Below are 17,193 nucleotides of genomic sequence, written 5' to 3'. Positions count from 1 at the left end.
GTAGGTGATGACGCCGTCCTTGACGTCCTTCTTGTTGGGCAGGCCCAAGTGCTCCTTGGGGGTCACGTAGCAAAGCATGGCGGTGCCGTACCAGCCGATCATGGCGGCGCCGATGGCGCTGGTGATGTGGTCGTAGCCGGGTGCGATGTCGGTGGTCAGGGGGCCGAGGGTGTAGAAGGGCGCCTCGTGGCACAGCTCGAGCTGCTTGGTCATGTTCTCCTGGATCAGGTGCATGGGCACGTGGCCCGGCCCCTCGATCATCACTTGGACGTCATGCTCCCAGGCGATGCTGGTGAGCTCGCCCAGGGTGGCCAGCTCGCCCATCTGGGCCTCGTCGTTGGCGTCGGCGATGCTGCCCGGGCGCAGTCCGTCGCCCAGGGAGAAGGCCACGTCGTAGGCCTTCATGATCTCGCAGATGTCGGCGAAGCGGGTGTACAGGAAGTTCTCCTGATGGTGCGACAGGCACCACTTGGCGAGGATGGAGCCCCCGCGCGAGACGATGCCGGTCTTGCGCCTGGCCGTCAGCGGCACGTAGCGCAGCAGCACGCCGGCGTGGATGGTGAAGTAGTCGACGCCCTGCTCGGCCTGCTCGATGAGCGTATCCCGGTAGATCTCCCAGGTCAGCTCCTCGGCCTTGCCGTTGACCTTCTCCAGCGCCTGGTAGATGGGCACGGTGCCGATGGGCACCGGCGAGTTCCGCAGGATCCACTCGCGGGTCTCGTGGATGTTGTCGCCGGTGGACAGGTCCATGACCGTGTCCCCGCCCCAGCGCGTGGCCCAGATCATCTTCTCCACTTCTTCCTCGATGGAGGATGTGACCGCGGAGTTGCCGATGTTGGCGTTGATCTTCACCAGGAAGTTCCGGCCGATGATCATCGGCTCGGTTTCGGGATGGTTGACGTTGCACGGGATGATGGCGCGTCCCCGGGCCACTTCGTCGCGCACGAACTCGGGAGTGACGAACGACGGGATCGACGCGCCGAAATTGTTGCCCGCATGGTGGCTGTCGCCTTCGCCGTTGAGCGCGGCTTCGCGGCCGATGTTCTCGCGGATGGCGATGTATTCCATCTCCGGCGTGACCATGCCCTTGCGCGCGTAATGCATCTGGCTCACGTTGCCGCCGGGCTTGGCCCGCAGCACGGGCCGTTTCGCCATTTCGGGGAAGCGGTTGTCGCCGGCGCCGTTGCCGTTGGGGCGGTAGTGCGACTCGGTTTCCACCGTGTCGCCGCGGGCGGCGATCCAGTCGAGCCGCAGCGGCTTGAGCCCGCCGCGCACATCGATCTCCACCGTCGGATCGGTGTAGGGACCGGAGGTGTCGTAGACCCGCAGGCGCCGCGGTTCCGCGCCGTGCCCGTTGCCGCCATGGCCGTTGGCACCCGCGGCGCCATGGCTGATCTCGCGCATGGCGACCTGGACGCCCTGGGTCCCGGAGACATGGACCTTCCGGGAGGCGGGAAACGGATCCGTGGTGATCGCGGTATCCTGAGTGGCTGCTCCATTCTTCTTGGACATGACGGGTCTCCCTTCCGGGGCTCGCGGCGTTATCGCGCAATTCTCTCGATGCGGGTCGATACCAAGCTGTAACCTTTGACTTCTATCCCAACTCCACTCTGCCCGTCAAGGAAACCCCGCAACCGCTCCACCTGGATTCCCGCTTCCGCGGGAAGGACGATCCGTTACGTAGTTGCCTTATGAGTTTTGACACAGCCTGTTCCGCGGGAATGAGGATCCGGAGGGTCCCTGCCTCACGAGTCTTGACACAGTCTGTTCCGCGGGAAGACGATCAGCGGCTTTGGAGTCTTGGCTCGGCCGCTTCCTTGGAATGGCGTTCTGTTGCGTGGGGGTCCCCGGTGGCGACCCCCCGCGCGCTACTCCGAATCGTAGCGGATGAGCGAGAACAGCTCCTGGTCGAGCTTTTCGCGCGGGTTCAGGAAGCCGAGCTCGATGATGCAGGCGTGTTCGAACACCGTGGCGCCGAGTTGCTCGACGAGGGTGGTGGCGGCCACGGCGGTGCCCCCGGTGGCGACGAGGTCGTCCACCAGCAGCGCGTGCGTGCCGGGCGCCAGGGCGTCGCTGTGCACCTCCAGGGTGTCGGTGCCGTATTCCAGCTCGTAGGTGGTCTGCAACGTGTCGTAGGGGAGCTTGCCGGGCTTGCGGATGACGCACAGTCCCTTGCCCAGCCGGTAGGCCAGGGCCGCGCCGATGATGAAGCCGCGGGACTCCACGCCCACGATCGTGTCCACGGGCGCGTCTTCGTAGCGCTTCGCGAACAGGTCGATGGTCTTGCGGAACAGGGCGCCGTCGCTCAGCAGCGGGGTGATGTCCTTGAAGACGATGCCGGGCTTGGGGAAGTCGTGAATGTCGCGAATCGCGGCGCGGATTTCGGCGATTCCGTGGTTGTCCTGGGCGTTCATGCGGGTTTGGCTATCACAGTCACGGCAAATAGGAAAGCGGGTTCCGCGCGACGTTGTGCCTGCGAATCTCGAAGTGGAGATACGGTGTGGCTGCCCGGCCGGTGGCGCCTACTTCGGCGATGACCTGCCGTCGGTTGACCTTTTGGCCTTGCCGCACGAGGTTCTTGCGGTTGTGGGCGTAGACCGACGCGAAGCCACCGCGGTGTCGCAGGATGATGAGGTTGCCGTAGCCGCGCAACTGGTCGCTGTAGATCACCTGTCCCGCCAGCGTGGCATGCACCGGCGTGCCCGGAGGCGCGGCGATGTTGATGCCGTCGTTAAGGCTGTCGGGACGCGAATTGAACTTGCCGGTGATCCTGCCCTTGAGGGGCCAGGCGAACAGGTGCCGCGATCCCCTTGACGGCGGGCGGGCGGCGCGGGTCTTGGCGGGGGCGGACTTGCGCGCTTGCGCCTTGGGCCGAGACGTCTTGGCGCCGGGGGCCTTTGCGGGAGCGGTCTTCGCCCGCGCGGTGCTCGGCCTCGCGGGCTCCGCACGGGGGGTCGTCCTCGGCGCCGGCGCCTTGGCGCGGGCGGGCTTGGTCTTGGCCGGGACGAATTTCTTGATGGGCGTGATGATCGCCACCGGGAGCAACCGGTCGGCGCCGGGTATGAACAGCCGCCTCCCGACCTTGATGTCGCGCGCGTCGCTGATGTGGTTGATGCGCGCCAGTGTCTTGTGGTCGACGCCGTAGGCCTTGCCGATGCGAAAGAGGTTCTCGCCCTTCTTCACGGAATGGGAGATGCCGTCGCGTGCGCGCGCGGGCCCCGGCCGGCGTTCGTCGCCGGTGCGTTTGGCAGCAGCGCGCCGGCTGTCGACCCGTTCGTCGACATAGTTGCAACCCGCGGCCGCAAGGATGACGTATAGGAAAAGGAGCGAGAGAGCGCCCCGGGGGCGAACATGGGATGAGCCAGCGGAGTCGTCCACGAACATTCGTACACGAACTTCAGCTACGCAGCACTAACCCGGCCAGCCGTACTTCCCCAGAAGCTTGACGAAGCGACACTCGCCGAGGCTCGTCTCGTCGATGCCGCTGGGCGTACGGCTCGCGAACTTCAACACCTGGGATGTCTGGTCGCCGATGGGAATGATGAGCCGGCCGCCGGACGCGAGTTGCTGGGCCAGCGGCTCCGGCACGCGGGGCGCGCCCGCCGCCACCACGATGGCGTCGTAGGGGGCGTGCTCGGACCATCCGAGCGTGCCGTCGCCCACGTGGATCGCCACGTTGTAGTACCGCAGCTCGTCGAGCACGGCGCGGCCCTGTACCGCCAGCCTGCGGAGCTTCTCCACGGAGAACACGTTGGCACACAACTCCGCCAGCAGGGCGGTCTGGTACGCCGATCCCGTGCCGATCTCCAGGACACGCTCGGTGCCCTTGAGGGCGAGCGCCTGCAGCATGTAACCAACGATATAGGGCTGGGAGATGGTCTGCTTGGCGCCGATGGGCAGCGGGTCGTCGTCGTACGCCCGGTTCACCAGCGCCGGCTCCACGAACAGGTGGCGCGGCACCTTGCGCATGGCGTGGATCACGCGCGGGTCGTTGACGCCGCGATCGAGCAGTTGGGTCTGTACCATCCGCTCTCTGGCGCCCTCCAGTGCTGTGACGCTACGGTTGTTGGAACTCACGGCCATTGAGCCAATGGATTGAACTGACGTGACGGCACCGGTTGCCATGGTCCCGGTAAGAATGGTCGGGGCGACTGGATTTGAACCAGCGACCACACGCACCCCAAGCGTGTGCGCTACCAGGCTGCGCTACGCCCCGACATTGCTGCAAATTTCTTAACACTGAAGCGGCGACGGGTCAATTCGCGCGCGGCCGAAGGGGAAGCGCGCGTCGGAAAAGAGGCCGGCGGAAGGGGGGCGGCCGTCAGGAAATCATGTCGCGGAGCGAAACGAGTTCGTCCCTGATCTGGACGAGCTGCTGCCGGTGTTCCGGCTTCACCCTGGTGCGGTGGTCGTCGACCTCGTGCTTGAGCTTCTTGCGCGCGCCCTCGATGGTGTAGCCCTCGCCGTGCAGGAGCCGCTTGATCTCCAGCAGCAACTCGACGTCCTTGCGCCGGTACAGACGGTGACGGGATTTGGCCTTGGTGGGATTCAGGATATCGAACTCGGTTTCCCAATAGCGCAGCACGTACGGCTTGAGGTCCAGGAGAGTGCTGACCTCACCGATCTTGAAGTAGTGCTTGTCCGGAATCACGACGGCCATCGGACCCGATTATATCACGAATGGGTGGGGGCGTCGGGGTCGGTATCCTCGGGGGCACCGGCGTTCATGTTCTTTTTCAGCGTCTGGCTGGGTTTGAAGGTCAACACCCGGCGGCCGGCGATGGTGATCTCCTCGCCGGTCTGCGGGTTGCGGCCCTTGCGCGGCTGTTTGCCGTGGATGACGAAGTTCCCGAACCCGGAGATCTTGACCTTGTCACCCTTCTCGAGCTGGGCCTTGATGATTTCGAACGCGGCCTCGACGACGTCGGTGGCCTCCTTCTTGGAGAATCCCACCCTCTCGTAGATCCGGTTGATGATGTCCGCCTTGGTCATCCCTATCCTCTGCCGGCCCCGGGGCCGGTCAGGCGTTCAGCGCAGCGTGGCGTCGAATTCGGAACACAGCCCGCGGGTGAGGTCCTCGTGCACGACGTTGACCTCCTGGTCCGTAAGGGTTTTCTCCGCGGACCGGTAGAAGACCTTGTAGGCCAGGCTCTTCCTGTCTTCCGCGATGGGCGCGCCGGTGTATTCGTCGAAGACATCCACTCGTTCGATGAGCTGCTGATCCAGCTTATGGACCCAATCGATCACGGTCTGACTCGGAAAGTCCCGCGCCACGACGATGGCGAGGTCGCGCTCGACCGACGGGAACCGAGGGATGGGCCGAACACGAAAATCCGGTCGAGCATAGTGAACGATCGGGGCGAAGTCAAGCTCGAACAGGAAGCAGGGGGGCAGGTCCAATTCTTCGCGAACTCGCGGACTTATCTCTCCGACATGGCCCACGCGGGCGTCTTCCGCGAAGACCGTGGCGAAGCGTTCGGGGTGCAGGCTCGCGGGCGCCTCCCGGGACTCCCAGCGGGTGCCGGCGCAACCGCTCGCCTCGATCAGATCCTCGACGATCCCCTTCGCGTCGGCGAACACGAACTCCGGGCTTTCGGCATTGAGTCCGCGTCGCGGCCGGTGCCCGCGGATGAGCCCGGTCACGTTCAGCCGCTCGTTGTAGCCACCGTCGTCCCCGAGCGAGAACACCTTGCTCAGCTCGAAGATCATGGAACTCTGACTCCTGCGTTCGGCGTGGGCGTGCAGGTTCTCGATCAGCCCCGGCAGCAGGCTGAGGCGCATCTCGTCGGTTTCGTGGCGCAGGGGGTTGGCGACCCGCACGGGCCTGCCGCCCCCGTCCCACAGGCCGCCGAACGCTTCGTTCATCCGCGGCGTGCAGAAGGGCAGGGTCACAACCTCGCTCAGTCCCTCGGCGGTGAGCAGCGTGCGCGTCTTGCGCATCCAGCGCAGCAGCGGGTCGTCCGCCCCCGCGCCCATGCGCACGGCCGGCAGCGTCGCCGGAATGTTGTCGTATCCGTGGATCCGCGCCAGCTCCTCGACGATATCGGCCTCGCGCGTCAGGTCGAAGCGAAATGACGGCGCGGACACGTCCAGGGCCGCGGCCGTCGCGGCCTTGACCTCGATACCGAGAGATTCGAGGATCCCGCGGATGCGGTCCGGTGCCAGCTCCACTCCCAGGGCGCGCTGGACGCTGGCGTAACGCAGTGTGATCTCGGCCGGCGTGCGCGCGCCCGGATAGGCGTCGGCGTAGCCCGGCACCACCCGTGCCTCGCCCAGGGCTTCCCACAGCGCCACCGCCCGGTCCATGGCGTAGCGCGTCCCTCGCGGATCCACGCCGCGCTCGAAGCGATGGGACGCCTCGGTGTGCATGCCCATGCGTTTGGCCGTGCGCCGGATGGTCAGCGGATCGAAGTGGGCGCTCTCCAGCAGCACGGACTCGGTGTCGTCGGTCACCTCCGAGCCCGCCCCGCCCATGACGCCGGCCAGGGCGGCGGGCGTGTCGCCGTCGCAGATGAGCAGGTCGTCGGGATGGAGCGCGCGCTCCGAGCCGTCCAGGGTCGTGAGGGTGCGCGACGCGCCGGCGGTGCGCACCACGATCCGTCGGCTGGTAATCTGGCTGGCGTCGAAGGCGTGGAGCGGCTGGCCGGTCTCCAGCATCACGTAGTTGGTGACGTCGACGATGTGGTTGATGGAGCGGATGCCGCAGGCTTCGAGGCGGAAGCGCAGCCACGGCGGCGAAGGCGCCGGCCGCAGGCCCTCGATGAGCCGCGCCGAATAGCGCGGACACAGGTCGGCATCGACGATCTCCACCGCCACCGGCAGCTCCGCCGGGTGTTGGCGCAGATGGTCGGGAATGACCGGGGCCTTGACCCGGCCGCCGGTGAGGGCGGCGATTTCCCGGGCCATTCCCAGGATGCTCAGGCAGTCGCCGCGGTTGGGCGTCACGCCCACCTCCAGCATCCAGTCGTCCATGCCCAGGTACGCGTGCACGGGCTCGCCCTCGGGGGCGTCCGCGGGCAGTTCCATGATGCCCTGGTGGTCGTCGGAAAATCCCAGTTCCCGCTCGGAGCAGAGCATGCCCTGGGAAGGAACGCCCCGGATGGCGCGCTGCTCGATGGCCTGTCCCGACGGCAGCACCGAGCCCGCCCGCAGAAACGCGGTCTTCATGCCCGCGCGGACGTTGGGCGCGCCGCATACGACGTGCAGCGGCGTGCCGTTGTCGTGGACCGCGCACACAGACAGCCGGTCGGCGTTGGGGTGCGGCTCTACCTGCTTCACCTCGACGATGACCGCCCCGACGTCCGGCGCCAGCGGCCGCACCGCCTCCACCTCGAGTCCCGCGTGGGTGAGACGGTCGGCGACTTCGTCAGGTCCGAGGCCGCCCGCGTCCGCGGGCAACTCCAGCATCTCCATCAGCCAGTTGTAGGTCAGCTTCATGATCTTGGAACCAGGGGCCGCGGCGCGGCCGATGAGGGCTCCTACAGGGGGAACTGTCTCAGAAAACGAATGTCGTTCTGGAAGAACAGGCGGATGTCGTCCATGCCGTACTTCAGCATGGCGATGCGCTCCACTCCCATGCCGAAGGCAAAGCCCGAGTACGCCTCGGTGTCGTAGCCGACGAACTCGAAGACGTTGGGGTCGATCATGCCCGACCCCAGGATCTCCAGCCAGCCCGAGCCGCGGCAGACCCGACAGGAGTCCTGGGCGCCGCGGCACAGGATGCAGCCGATGTCGACCTCGGCGCTGGGCTCGGTGAACGGAAAGAAGCTCGGACGGAAGCGCACGCGCACGTCCCCTTCGAAAATCTCTTCCAGGAAATGGGTGAGCACGCCCTTGAGGTCCGCGAAGGTGATGTTTCGGTCCACCATGAAGCCCTCCACCTGGTGGAACACGGGCGAATGGGTGGCGTCGTCGTCGTGGCGGTAGACGGCTCCGGGCGCGATGATCTGGAGCGGCGGACGGCGCGTCTCCATGACCCGGATCTGCACCGGCGACGTGTGGGTGCGGAGCACGTGGTTCTCGGACACGAAGAAGGTGTCCTGCATGTCCCGCGCCGGGTGGTCCCGGGGAATGTTGAGGGCTTCGAAGTTGTGGTAGTCGTCCTCCACGTCCGGTCCCCGCGCGATCTCGAACCCCATGCCGGTGAAGACGTCGATGATCTCGTCGGTCACCCGGGTCAAGGGGTGAATCCGGCCCCGCTCCAGGCGGTTGCCGGGCAAGGTCACATCGAGCCGGGGTCCTCCCTCGCGCGTGCTCTCCCGCTGGCGCCGCAGCTCGGCAAGGCGCGTTTCGAGCAGGGTCTCGACTTCTCCCCTGCGCCGGTTCAGTTCGGCGCCGGCGCTCGGCCGTTCCTCGGCCGGAAGCTCCCGCAGCCCGCGCAGCAGCGCGGTCAGCTTGCCGCCCTTGCGGCCGAGGTAGTCGACGCGAATCTGCTCCACGTCCTGTTCCGACGCGCAACTCGCCACGCGACCGGTCACTTCCTCGTGGAGCCTTTCCAGGATCTCGATCATCGGCGGCACCGGGTGTCAGGCTTCAGGAGCCCTCCCCGGGTCGGTGTCGAGGGCATGCCCCCGATCGGTGTCGAGGGCAAGCCTGGCACGCTGGGCGAGCTGGTCGAACACGTGCGCGTCGGTGGCCGCGAGATCCGCCAGGATCTTCCGGTCCAGAGCCACGCCGGCGAGCTTGAGGCCGTGAATGAGGCGGCTGTAGGACAGTCCGTTGACTCGCGCGCCGGCGCTGATGCGGATGTTCCACAGGCCCCGGAACACGCGTTTGCGCACCCGCCGGTCCCGGTAGGCGTAGGCCAGTCCGCGCTCGACGGTTTCCCTGGCGGTGCGGTAGAGCCGCCGGCGCCCGCCGACGTACCCCTTCGCCAGCTTCATGATCTTCTTGCGGCGCCGGCGTGAGGCCGGTCCGCCTTTGACTCTAGGCATCGCGTGTGCTCCTTGAACGAACGTCAACCGAGGCGTCGGCGGGCAATCGCCGCCCGCGTGCGCCTCGGCTCAACAAATGGTCTGTCTGTGGATTCCGGTGTCTGCCCGTACCCGGACGGCGAGTCGCTCCTACAGATACGGAATGAGGCGCCGCATGCTCTTGGTCTCGTAGCCCGACACCGAAGCGGCCTGTCTCAGGCGGCGCTTCCGCTTGCGGCTCTTGGTGGACAGGATATGGCTCGTGAAACCACGCCGCCGCATGATCTTGCCGCTCTTGCTGACCTTGAACCGCTTGGCGGCTCCCCTGTTCGTCTTTATCTTAGGCATCCCTGGTTTCCTCGTCCCATTCCATATTCGTCTTATGCGCTCGTCTTCGGCGTCAACAGCATGGCCATGCTGCGCCCTTCGAGCTTGGGCGACACGTCCAGCTTGGCCATGTCCTGGACCTCGTCGAAGACTCCGTTGAGCATCGCCCGGCCCAGCTCCGGATGTGTGATCTCGCGGCCACGGAAGAAGACCGACACCTTGACCCGTTGTCCCCGTTCCAGGAAGCGCCGGATGTTGCGCACCTTGAACTCCAGGTCGTGTGAGTTCGTTCGCGCTCCCATCTTGACTTCCTTGACGGCGACAAAGGTGGCGTTGCGTTTCGCTTCCTGCGTCTTCTTCTTCTGCAGGTAGCGGTACTTCCCGTAGTCCATCAGGCGGCAGACCGGGGGCTGTGCGTCCGGTGCCACCTCCACCAAGTCCAGCTCCCGTTGCTCCGCGATGCCCAAGGCTTCGTGCAACGGCATGACCCCGAGCTGTGTGCTTTCGTCGTCGATGACGCGAACCTCGCGTGCCCGGATCTGCTGGTTGATTCTCGTAGGCCGCGCTATAAAGCACCTCCTGAATACAGACACCAATTCATTGGACCGCCTCCGTCTCTCGGCTCAGGTCTTCCCGGAGCCGCTCGGCAAAGGCGTCCACCGACATGGGCGGAAGATTTTCGCCGCCCCGTTTCCGCGCCGACAGCGTGCCGTTCTGCACTTCCTTGTCGCCGATGACCAGCGCGTAGGGGATCTTGGCCACCTGGGCCTCGCGGATCTTGAACCCCAGCTTCTCGTTGCGCTCATCCAGTTCCACGCGCCAACCCTCGGCCCGCAAGCGGCCGCATACGTCGGTGGCGTACGGCAACTGCTGATCCGTCACCGTGACGACGCGCGCTTGCTCCGGTGCCAGCCACAGAGGGAACGCGCCCCCGGTGTGCTCGATCAACACGGCCATGAAACGTTCGATGGAGCCGAGAATGGCCCGGTGGATCATCACGGGCCGTTCATCCGTCCCGGAGGCCGAGACGAAGCCGAGGTCGAACCGTTCCGGCATGGAGAAGTCGAGTTGGACCGTGCCGAGCTGCCAGCCGCGCTTCATCGCGTCTTTGACGACGAAGTCGATCTTCGGGCCATAGAAGGCACCGTCACCTGCGTTGATCTCATACGCTGCGTTCCGCTTCTCCAGCGATGCGGCCAGTGCCGCCTCGGCACGGTCCCAAGTCTCCAGGGCGCCCAGATACTGGTCCGGCCTGGTGGAGAGGTAGATCTCCAGATCCTGGAAGTTGAACCTATGATATACCTCGCGAAGCATGTCAAGCAGCGAGTCGATCTCTCCCTCGATCTGTGCCGGAGCGCAGAAGATGTGGGCGTCGTCCTGCGCGAAGCTGCGCACTCGCGTGAGCCCGGCGGTCACGCCCGACTTCTCGTAGCGGTGCAGCCGCCCGAAGTCCGCCAGCCGGATGGGCAGTTCGCGATACGAGCGCTTCTTCGACGCGTAGATGAACGTGTGGCTCGGACAGTTCATGGGCTTCACCCCGAATTCGCGTTCTTCGACGTGGGTGAAGTACATGTTGTCCTTGTAGTGCTCGTAGTGGCCGGAACGGTGCCACAGGCCCGCGTCGAAGATCTGCGGCGTGATCACCTCCTCGTAGCCGTAGCGCCGGTAGAGGCCGCGCATGTACTCCACCAGGGCGTTGTAGACGAAGGCGCCCTTGGGGTGAAAGAACGGACTCGCCGGCGCCGCCGGGTGGAAGCTGAAGAGGTCCAGCTCCTTGCCGAGCTTGCGGTGGTCGCGCTTGCGCGCCTCCTCCAGGAGCGCCAGGTGCTCCTTCAACTGCTTGCGGGTGGGGAACGAGGTACCGTAGATGCGCTGTAGCATCTCGTTGCGCTCGTCGCCGCGCCAGTAGGCTCCGGCCACCGAGGTGAGCTTGAAGGCCTGGATGAAGCCGGTGCGGGGCAAGTGGGGGCCGCGGCACAGGTCGACCCAGTCGCCCTGGCGGTAGAGCGACACGGTTTCGTCGGGGATGTCCGAGATGATCTCGACCTTGTAGTCCTCGCCCATGCGGCGGAACAACTCGACGGCCTCGTCCCGGGGCACTTCCTCGCGCGCGATGGACAGGTCCTGCCCGGCCAGCTCGCGCATCCGTTCCTCGATCTTCTCCAGCTCCTCGGGCGTGAACGGCTTGTCGCGCTTGAAGTCGTAGTAGAATCCGTCCTGGGTGGTGGGGCCGATGGTCACCTGGGTGCCGGGAAACAGGCTCTGCACCGCCTGGGCCATGAGATGTGCCGTGGAGTGGCGCAGCACGTCGATACCCTCGGGACTGTCGAGGGCGATCCACTCGACGTCGCAACTGTGCGCCAGGGGCCGCGCGAGGTCCACGGCCCTGCCGTCGACGCTGGCCGCGACGATGCGCCTGTCCGAGGGCATGCCGCCGACGTCGCCGGCGTGCGTGCCCGCGCTCACCTGGAGGGTTTCACCCCCCGGTACATTGATCTGAATCTTCTCCATGCCGGTGGCCTGTTCGCGGTCGTCTGGCTCGCGGAAAACGGCTGGTAAAAGCCGGTGCAGGGAGTGGACGGCCTAGTGTCGTGTCCCGTAAATACCTGGCATAATTTGCTGGTCTTTTTCGCCGTCGGCTGCGTTGCTCTTCCTCGCGTGGTGCCCGCCACTGCTTGTCATCGCGCCTTGCCGACGACGAAAAATCCTGCGCAACTCATGCCAGGAATTTACGGGACACGACACTAGGAATGGGATGGTAGGCACGGGCGGGATTGAACCGCCGACCTCTTCCGCGTCAAGGAAGCGCTCTCCCACTGAGCTACGTGCCTCGATGCACCTCCGCAAAGGTCTGTTTTTATTACCAAAATAATGGGGTTTCTGTCAATGCCGCCAAGCCGCGGCGAGTTTCTTGAGCTGTCCCGACACCTTGGCGCTCACCAGCGCGGTGACGCGCACGTCGCGCTCGCCGTATTCTTCCGTGAGGATCCGTCCGCGCGCCCGGAGGAAGGGAATGATGGCGCTCTCGGACTGGGGCAGCGTGAGCTGGATGCGCTGCTTGTCCCGGTCCAGCACGCGGCCGATTGCGTCCAGCAGGTGCTCGATGCCGGCGCCGGTGCGGGCGGAGATCGGACACACGCCCTCGTTGCCGCCGGCGGGGTAGGCGGGCACGTTTTCGGCCACGTCTATCTTGTTGGGCACGATGAGCCGGGGGGTCTCGGCCGCGCCGATGTCCTCGAGCACCGAGTCGACGATGGCGAGCTGCTGGTCGGCGAGGGGGCTCGTGGGATCCAGCACGCACAGCAGCAGGTCCGCCTGGTGGACCTCTTCCAGCGTCGCCTTGAACGCGTCCACCAGCGCGTGGGGAATCTTGTTGATGAAGCCCACCGTGTCCACCAGCATGACGCGTTCGCCGTTGGGCAGACGCAGCGCGCGCGTGCGCGGGTCGAGAGTGGCGAAGAGCTTGTCCTCGGCCAGCACGCCCGCGCGGGTGAGGTGGTTCATCAGCGTGGACTTGCCGGAGTTGGTATAGCCCACCAGCGCCACCGTGGGGTAGGGGATGGCCTCGCGCTCCTTGCGCTGCAGCGCGCGGGTGTTGGCGACGCCATCGAGCCGCCGCTTGAGCCGGCGGATGCGTTCGCGGATGCGCCGGCGGTCCACCTCGAGCTGGGTCTCGCCCGGTCCGCGCGTGCCGATGCCGCCCCCGAGCCGGGACAGGTGGGACCACAGGCGGGTGAGCCGGGGCAGCAGGTACTCGAGCTGCGCCAGCTCCACTTGCAGCTTGCCCTCGCGGCTCTGGGCGCGCAGCGCGAAGATGTCCAGGATGAGCTGGGTGCGATCCACGACCCGGAGGTTCAGGGCCGTTTCCAGGTTGCGCTGCTGCGCCGGGGAAAGGTCGTTGTCGACGATGACGAGGTCGGCGTGGTGCTCCTCCACGAACGCCCGGATTTCTTCCACCTTGCCCGAGCCCACCAGGGTGGCGCTGCGTACGCGTCCCGAATGCTGACTGAACACCTCGATGACGCGGGCGCCCGCGCTGGCGGCCAGGCTGTGCAGCTCTTCGAGGCTGTCCTCGAGTGCGACGTCCGTGGCCGAGGCCGGCGTCTCCACGCCCACCAGCACCGCGCGCTCGGTCTCGCCGCCCGAAGGGCCGCATTGCCCGTTGACTCCCTCGATCATCCCCGCGCTGCCTCCGTCATTCCCGCTCCGGAACGTCATTCCCGCGGGTGTGTCAAAACTCCGCTTGGCCCCGAACCGGCACCGCCCTACGAGACGTCATTCCCGCGAAAGCGGGAATCCAGGGGTGGCGAGGCGGGGAAACGCCGCTGTAGTGCCTCACCACCGCCCCTGGATTCCCGCTTCCGCGGGAATGACGTCCGGGGGGTTCCCGTCGGACGAACTGATACAGCTTGGTTTCCGGTCCGCGTGACATCGGTCACCCGGTCCTGGCCCGGATGCGGGCGCCGAACTTCCGGTATACGGTATCCAACAGCGTTTTCGATGGGTTGATGCGGAAGTCGGCGGGGCCGATGACCTTGGTCTCGCGCGCCGCGTTGGTCACGTGGAGGTAGACCGAAGCCGGACCCTGCTCCCGGATGATGAGGTCGTGGAACGCGTGCAGTTCCTGGCGGCTTACCTCCTCCAGAAGGAAGTGCACCTCGCGCGGCATGGCCCGTGACGGCGCCGGAATGGCCTGGGCGCACGCCTCTTCCAGCGAGAGGATGTCGTTGGCGATGAGCGTGACCCGTTCCTCGCCGACATCGAGCCGGCCGTTGATGCGCACCGGATCGTCGCGGCCGATGGTTTCGGCCGCCAGCCGGTACGTGTCCGGCCACGCGATGGTATCCACGAACCCGGTCTTGTCCTCCAGGTTGAAGTTGGCGTAGCGATCGCCCTTCTTCGTGTTCTTGAGCTTGAGGGCGGTCACCACCCCCACCATGGTGACCTCACCGTTGGCGTGGCCCCGCACCCGGTTGGCCGGCAACACCTGAAGCCGTTTCAGCGACTCCTCGAAGCGGTCCAGCGGATGCCCGGTGATGTAGAAGCCCAGGGTTTCCTTCTCGAAGGCCAGGAGCTGTCCGCCGCTCCATTCCTCCACCGACTCGTAAGCGTCCATGGGGTCCTTGGCCGGGGCCTCGAGCAGGTCGAACATGCCGAACTGCGAGCTGTCCCGGTCTCGCTGGGACGACTGGCCGGTCTTCAGCGCATCGTCCAGCGCGGTCATGAGGCGCGCGCGGTAGACGCCGGTGGAGTCGAAGGCGCCGCACTTGACGAGGCTCTCCACCACGCGGCGATTGACCACTTTCAAGTCCACGCGCCGGCAGAAGTCGAACAGCGACTCGAACGGTCCGGTATGCTCGCGGGTCTCCCGGATGCCTTCGACGGCCTTTTCGCCGACGTTCTTGACCGCCGAGAGGCCGAAGCGGATGCGCTCGCCCACCACGGTGAAACGCGCCCCGCCCTCGTTGACGTCCGGTGGCAGCACCTCGACCCCTTGCTCACGGCACTCGGCCAGGTTCTTGATGACCTTGTCGGTGTCGCCCATCTCGGAGCTCATCAGCGCCGCCATGAACTCCACCGGGTAGTGGGTCTTGAGCCAGGCCGTGTGGTAGGAGACCAGCGCGTACGCGGCGGAGTGGGACCGGTTGAAGCCGTAACGGGCGAAGGTCTCCATCTGGTCGAAGATTGCGGTGGCGTGCTCTTCGCGGATGCCGTTCTCCCGCGCCCCGCCCATGAACCGCTCCCGCTGGCTGGCCATCTCCACGGGGTCCTTCTTGCCCATGGCGCGGCGCAGGATGTCGGCTTCTCCCAGGCTGTAGCGGGCCATGGTCTGGGCGATCTGCATGACCTGCTCCTGGTACACGATCACTCCGTACGTATCCTTCAGGATGGGTGCCAGTGCCGGGTGCAGGTAGGAAACCTTCTCCTTGCCGCTCTTGCGCTTGATGAACTCCTCCGCCATGCCGCTGTCGAGCGGTCCCGGGCGGTAGAGGGCGAGGATGGCCACGAGGTCCTCGAAGCAATTGGGCTTGATGCGCACGGTCATCTCGCGGATGCCCGTGCTTTCCAACTGGAAGATGCCGGTGGTGTTGCCGCTGCCGAGCAGGCGATAGGCTTCCGGGTCGTCCAGGGACACGGTGTCGATGTCGGGCGCGGTGCCGCGGCTCTGCCGCACCAGGTCCAGGCAGTCGTGGATGAGGGTCAGGGTCTTGAGCCCCAGGAAGTCGAACTTGACCAGGCCGATCTTCTCCACGCTCGACATGTCGTACTGGGTGACGATGCCCCCGTCCCGGTCCATGTAGAGGGGCAGGTAGTCCACCAGGGGCCGGTTGGAGATGACCACGCCGGCGGCGTGGGTGGAAGAGTGCCGGGTGAGGCCCTCCAGGCGCAGGGCGTGGTTGAGGAGGCCGGCCACCCGGGGGTCTTCGTCCGCCAGTTGGTTGAGCCGCGGCTCCTGCTTGAGGGCATCGGTGAGCGAGCAGTCGAAGCCCTGCCGGGACGCGGGCACGAGCTTGGCGATGGCGTCGGTCTCGGCGAACGACAGGCCCACGGCGCGGCCCACGTCGCGGATGGCGGCCTTGGCCTTGAGGGTCCCGAAGGTGGTGATCTGCGCCACCTTGTCGGCGCCGTACTTGTCCTTGACGTACTGGATGACCCGGTCCCGGCCACGGATGCAGAAGTCCACGTCGATGTCCGGCATGGAACGCCGCTCCGGATTGAGGAAGCGCTCGAACAGCAGGTTGTGGCGGATCGGGTCGAGGTCGGTGATGCGCAGGGCGTAGGCCACCAGGCTCCCGGCCGCCGAGCCGCGGCCCGGCCCCACCGGGATGCCCTCGTCCTTGGCGTGGTTGATGAAGTCCGCCACGATCAGGAAGTAGCCCGGGAACTGCATGCTCTTGATGACGCCCAGCTCGAATTCGAGCCGCTCCCGGTAGGCGTCGCGGTCCACGTCGCCGGCGCCCTTGAGGCGCTCGTCGAGCCCCTGGCGGGCGCGCGCGTCGAGGTAGTCGTCGAGGCTCTCGGCGCCGGGCGCCTCGTAGTTGGGAAAGTGGTACTTGCCGAACTCGATCTCCACCTCGCAGCGTTCCGCGATGGCGACGCTCTGGTCCACCGCGTCCGGCAGGTGCGCGAACCCCTCCAGCATCTGGTCGGTGGACTTGAGGAACAGCTCCTCGGTATCCATCTTCATCCGGTTGGGGTCGTTGTGCCCCTTGCCGGTCTGGATGCACAGCAGGATGTCGTGCGCGTGCGCGTCCTCGGGGTCGAGGTAGTGGCAGTCGTTGGTGGCGACGATGGGCAGGGAGAGGTCCTTGCCCAGCTCGACGATGCCGGCGTTGACCTTCTCCTGGAGCGGCAGCTTGTTGTCCTGTGCCTCCAGGTAGTAGCGGTCGTCGAAGATGGTACGGTAGGCCTCGGCCACTTTCCTGGCCTGCTCCATGGAACCCAGCGTGATGGCCTTGGCCATCTCGCCGCTCAGGCAGCCGCTCAGGGCGATGATGCCGGCGTTGAATTCCCGCAGGAGCTCCTTGTCGACGCGCGGCTTGTAGTAGAAGCCCTCGGTGAAGCCTTGCGTGACCAGTTTGCAAAGGTTGCGGTAGCCGTCGTTGTTCATGGCCAGCAGGATCAGGTGGTGGTTGTGCTCCCTGTTGCCCCGGTCCACTCCCTGGCGCTCGTAGCGGCTCCCCGGCGCCACGTAGACCTCGCAGCCGAGGATCGGCCTGATGCCCGCGTCCACCGCCTTGCGGTAGAACTCCACGGCGCCGAACATGTTGCCGTGATCGGTCATGGCGATGGCCGGCTGCCCCATGCTCTTGGCCCGCTCGATCAGCGGGTCGATCTTGTTGGCGCCGTCGAGCAGGCTGTACTGGGTGTGGCAATGAAGGTGTACGAAGCTGTGCTGGCTCATGAAACTACGTCCTCGGAAGTCCAAGGTTCACGCCGTGGGTCTTGGTTG

General features: G+C 66.1%; 14 protein-coding genes and 2 tRNA genes. All 16 read right to left on the bottom strand.

The window, feature by feature from the left end; translation table 11 throughout:
• On the bottom strand, positions 1–1,512 hold a 1,512-nt coding region (thiC, locus tag OXF11_14430; protein ID MCY4488292.1), incomplete at its 3' end, for a phosphomethylpyrimidine synthase ThiC.
• A gap of 356 nt (positions 1,513–1,868) precedes the next feature.
• The gene (locus OXF11_14425; protein MCY4488291.1) at positions 1,869–2,414 is read right to left on the bottom strand and encodes an adenine phosphoribosyltransferase; all 546 of its coding nucleotides are present in this window, start codon (positions 2,412–2,414) and stop codon (positions 1,869–1,871) included.
• A gap of 19 nt (positions 2,415–2,433) precedes the next feature.
• Positions 2,434–3,378 carry a M23 family metallopeptidase gene (locus OXF11_14420; GenBank protein MCY4488290.1) on the bottom strand — a complete coding sequence of 315 codons (945 nt, stop codon included), beginning with the start codon at positions 3,376–3,378 and terminating at the stop codon, positions 2,434–2,436.
• Positions 3,379–3,411: 33 nt separating this feature from the next.
• Positions 3,412–4,083 carry a protein-L-isoaspartate(D-aspartate) O-methyltransferase gene (locus OXF11_14415; GenBank protein ID MCY4488289.1) on the bottom strand — a complete coding sequence of 224 codons (672 nt, stop codon included), beginning with the start codon at positions 4,081–4,083 and terminating at the stop codon, positions 3,412–3,414.
• A 56-nt stretch (positions 4,084–4,139) separates the two neighbouring features.
• Positions 4,140–4,216: transfer RNA gene (locus tag OXF11_14410), tRNA-Pro, on the bottom strand.
• Positions 4,217–4,321: 105 nt separating this feature from the next.
• The gene (locus OXF11_14405; GenBank protein ID MCY4488288.1) at positions 4,322–4,660 is read right to left on the bottom strand and encodes a MerR family transcriptional regulator; all 339 of its coding nucleotides are present in this window, start codon (positions 4,658–4,660) and stop codon (positions 4,322–4,324) included.
• Between the two features lie 14 nt (positions 4,661–4,674).
• The gene (locus OXF11_14400) at positions 4,675–4,992 is read right to left on the bottom strand and encodes an integration host factor subunit alpha (protein MCY4488287.1); all 318 of its coding nucleotides are present in this window, start codon (positions 4,990–4,992) and stop codon (positions 4,675–4,677) included.
• 36 nt (positions 4,993–5,028) lie between these two features.
• Positions 5,029–7,437 carry a phenylalanine--tRNA ligase subunit beta gene (pheT, locus tag OXF11_14395; GenBank protein ID MCY4488286.1) on the bottom strand — a complete coding sequence of 803 codons (2,409 nt, stop codon included), beginning with the start codon at positions 7,435–7,437 and terminating at the stop codon, positions 5,029–5,031.
• A gap of 41 nt (positions 7,438–7,478) precedes the next feature.
• Complete coding sequence (pheS, locus tag OXF11_14390) at positions 7,479–8,510, bottom strand: phenylalanine--tRNA ligase subunit alpha (protein ID MCY4488285.1); 1,032 nt, start codon at positions 8,508–8,510, stop codon at positions 7,479–7,481.
• A 15-nt stretch (positions 8,511–8,525) separates the two neighbouring features.
• Positions 8,526–8,933: a 50S ribosomal protein L20 gene (rplT, locus tag OXF11_14385; protein ID MCY4488284.1), complete on the bottom strand. Its 408-nt coding sequence runs from the start codon at positions 8,931–8,933 to the stop codon at positions 8,526–8,528.
• Between the two features lie 129 nt (positions 8,934–9,062).
• The gene (rpmI, locus tag OXF11_14380) at positions 9,063–9,260 is read right to left on the bottom strand and encodes a 50S ribosomal protein L35 (protein ID MCY4488283.1); all 198 of its coding nucleotides are present in this window, start codon (positions 9,258–9,260) and stop codon (positions 9,063–9,065) included.
• Between the two features lie 32 nt (positions 9,261–9,292).
• Entirely contained in the window at positions 9,293–9,808 is a 516-nt protein-coding gene (infC, locus tag OXF11_14375) for a translation initiation factor IF-3 (GenBank protein ID MCY4488282.1), read from the bottom strand.
• Positions 9,809–9,836: 28 nt separating this feature from the next.
• Complete coding sequence (thrS, locus tag OXF11_14370; protein MCY4488281.1) at positions 9,837–11,750, bottom strand: threonine--tRNA ligase; 1,914 nt, start codon at positions 11,748–11,750, stop codon at positions 9,837–9,839.
• A gap of 245 nt (positions 11,751–11,995) precedes the next feature.
• Positions 11,996–12,070 (bottom strand) — tRNA-Val (locus OXF11_14365).
• A 52-nt stretch (positions 12,071–12,122) separates the two neighbouring features.
• Entirely contained in the window at positions 12,123–13,418 is a 1,296-nt protein-coding gene (gene hflX, locus OXF11_14360) for a GTPase HflX (protein MCY4488280.1), read from the bottom strand.
• A gap of 256 nt (positions 13,419–13,674) precedes the next feature.
• The gene (gene dnaE / locus OXF11_14355; GenBank protein MCY4488279.1) at positions 13,675–17,145 is read right to left on the bottom strand and encodes a DNA polymerase III subunit alpha; all 3,471 of its coding nucleotides are present in this window, start codon (positions 17,143–17,145) and stop codon (positions 13,675–13,677) included.
• Between the last annotated feature and the right edge of the window lie 48 nt (positions 17,146–17,193).

The sequence above is a fragment of the Deltaproteobacteria bacterium genome (genome assembly GCA_026712905.1).
Taxonomy (GTDB): domain Bacteria; phylum Desulfobacterota; class Binatia; order UBA9968; family JAJDTQ01; genus JAJDTQ01.
This window is presented reverse-complemented; position numbering and strand designations above follow the sequence as displayed.

Bases quoted from the DNA above. Each gene is read 5' to 3' on its own strand.
- OXF11_14425 (MCY4488291.1), bottom strand. From the start codon at position 2,414: ATGAACGCCCAGGACAACCACGGAATCGCCGAAATCCGCGCCGCGATT.
- pheS (MCY4488285.1), bottom strand. From the start codon at position 8,510: ATGATCGAGATCCTGGAAAGGCTCCACGAGGAAGTGACCGGTCGCGTG.
- rplT (MCY4488284.1), bottom strand. From the start codon at position 8,933: ATGCCTAGAGTCAAAGGCGGACCGGCCTCACGCCGGCGCCGCAAGAAG.
- OXF11_14405 (MCY4488288.1), bottom strand. From the start codon at position 4,660: ATGGCCGTCGTGATTCCGGACAAGCACTACTTCAAGATCGGTGAGGTC.
- OXF11_14415 (MCY4488289.1), bottom strand. From the start codon at position 4,083: ATGGCCGTGAGTTCCAACAACCGTAGCGTCACAGCACTGGAGGGCGCC.
- dnaE (MCY4488279.1), bottom strand. From the start codon at position 17,145: ATGAGCCAGCACAGCTTCGTACACCTTCATTGCCACACCCAGTACAGC.
- pheT (MCY4488286.1), bottom strand. From the start codon at position 7,437: ATGAAGCTGACCTACAACTGGCTGATGGAGATGCTGGAGTTGCCCGCG.
- OXF11_14400 (MCY4488287.1), bottom strand. From the start codon at position 4,992: ATGACCAAGGCGGACATCATCAACCGGATCTACGAGAGGGTGGGATTC.
- rpmI (MCY4488283.1), bottom strand. From the start codon at position 9,260: ATGCCTAAGATAAAGACGAACAGGGGAGCCGCCAAGCGGTTCAAGGTC.
- hflX (MCY4488280.1), bottom strand. From the start codon at position 13,418: ATGATCGAGGGAGTCAACGGGCAATGCGGCCCTTCGGGCGGCGAGACC.
- thrS (MCY4488281.1), bottom strand. From the start codon at position 11,750: ATGGAGAAGATTCAGATCAATGTACCGGGGGGTGAAACCCTCCAGGTG.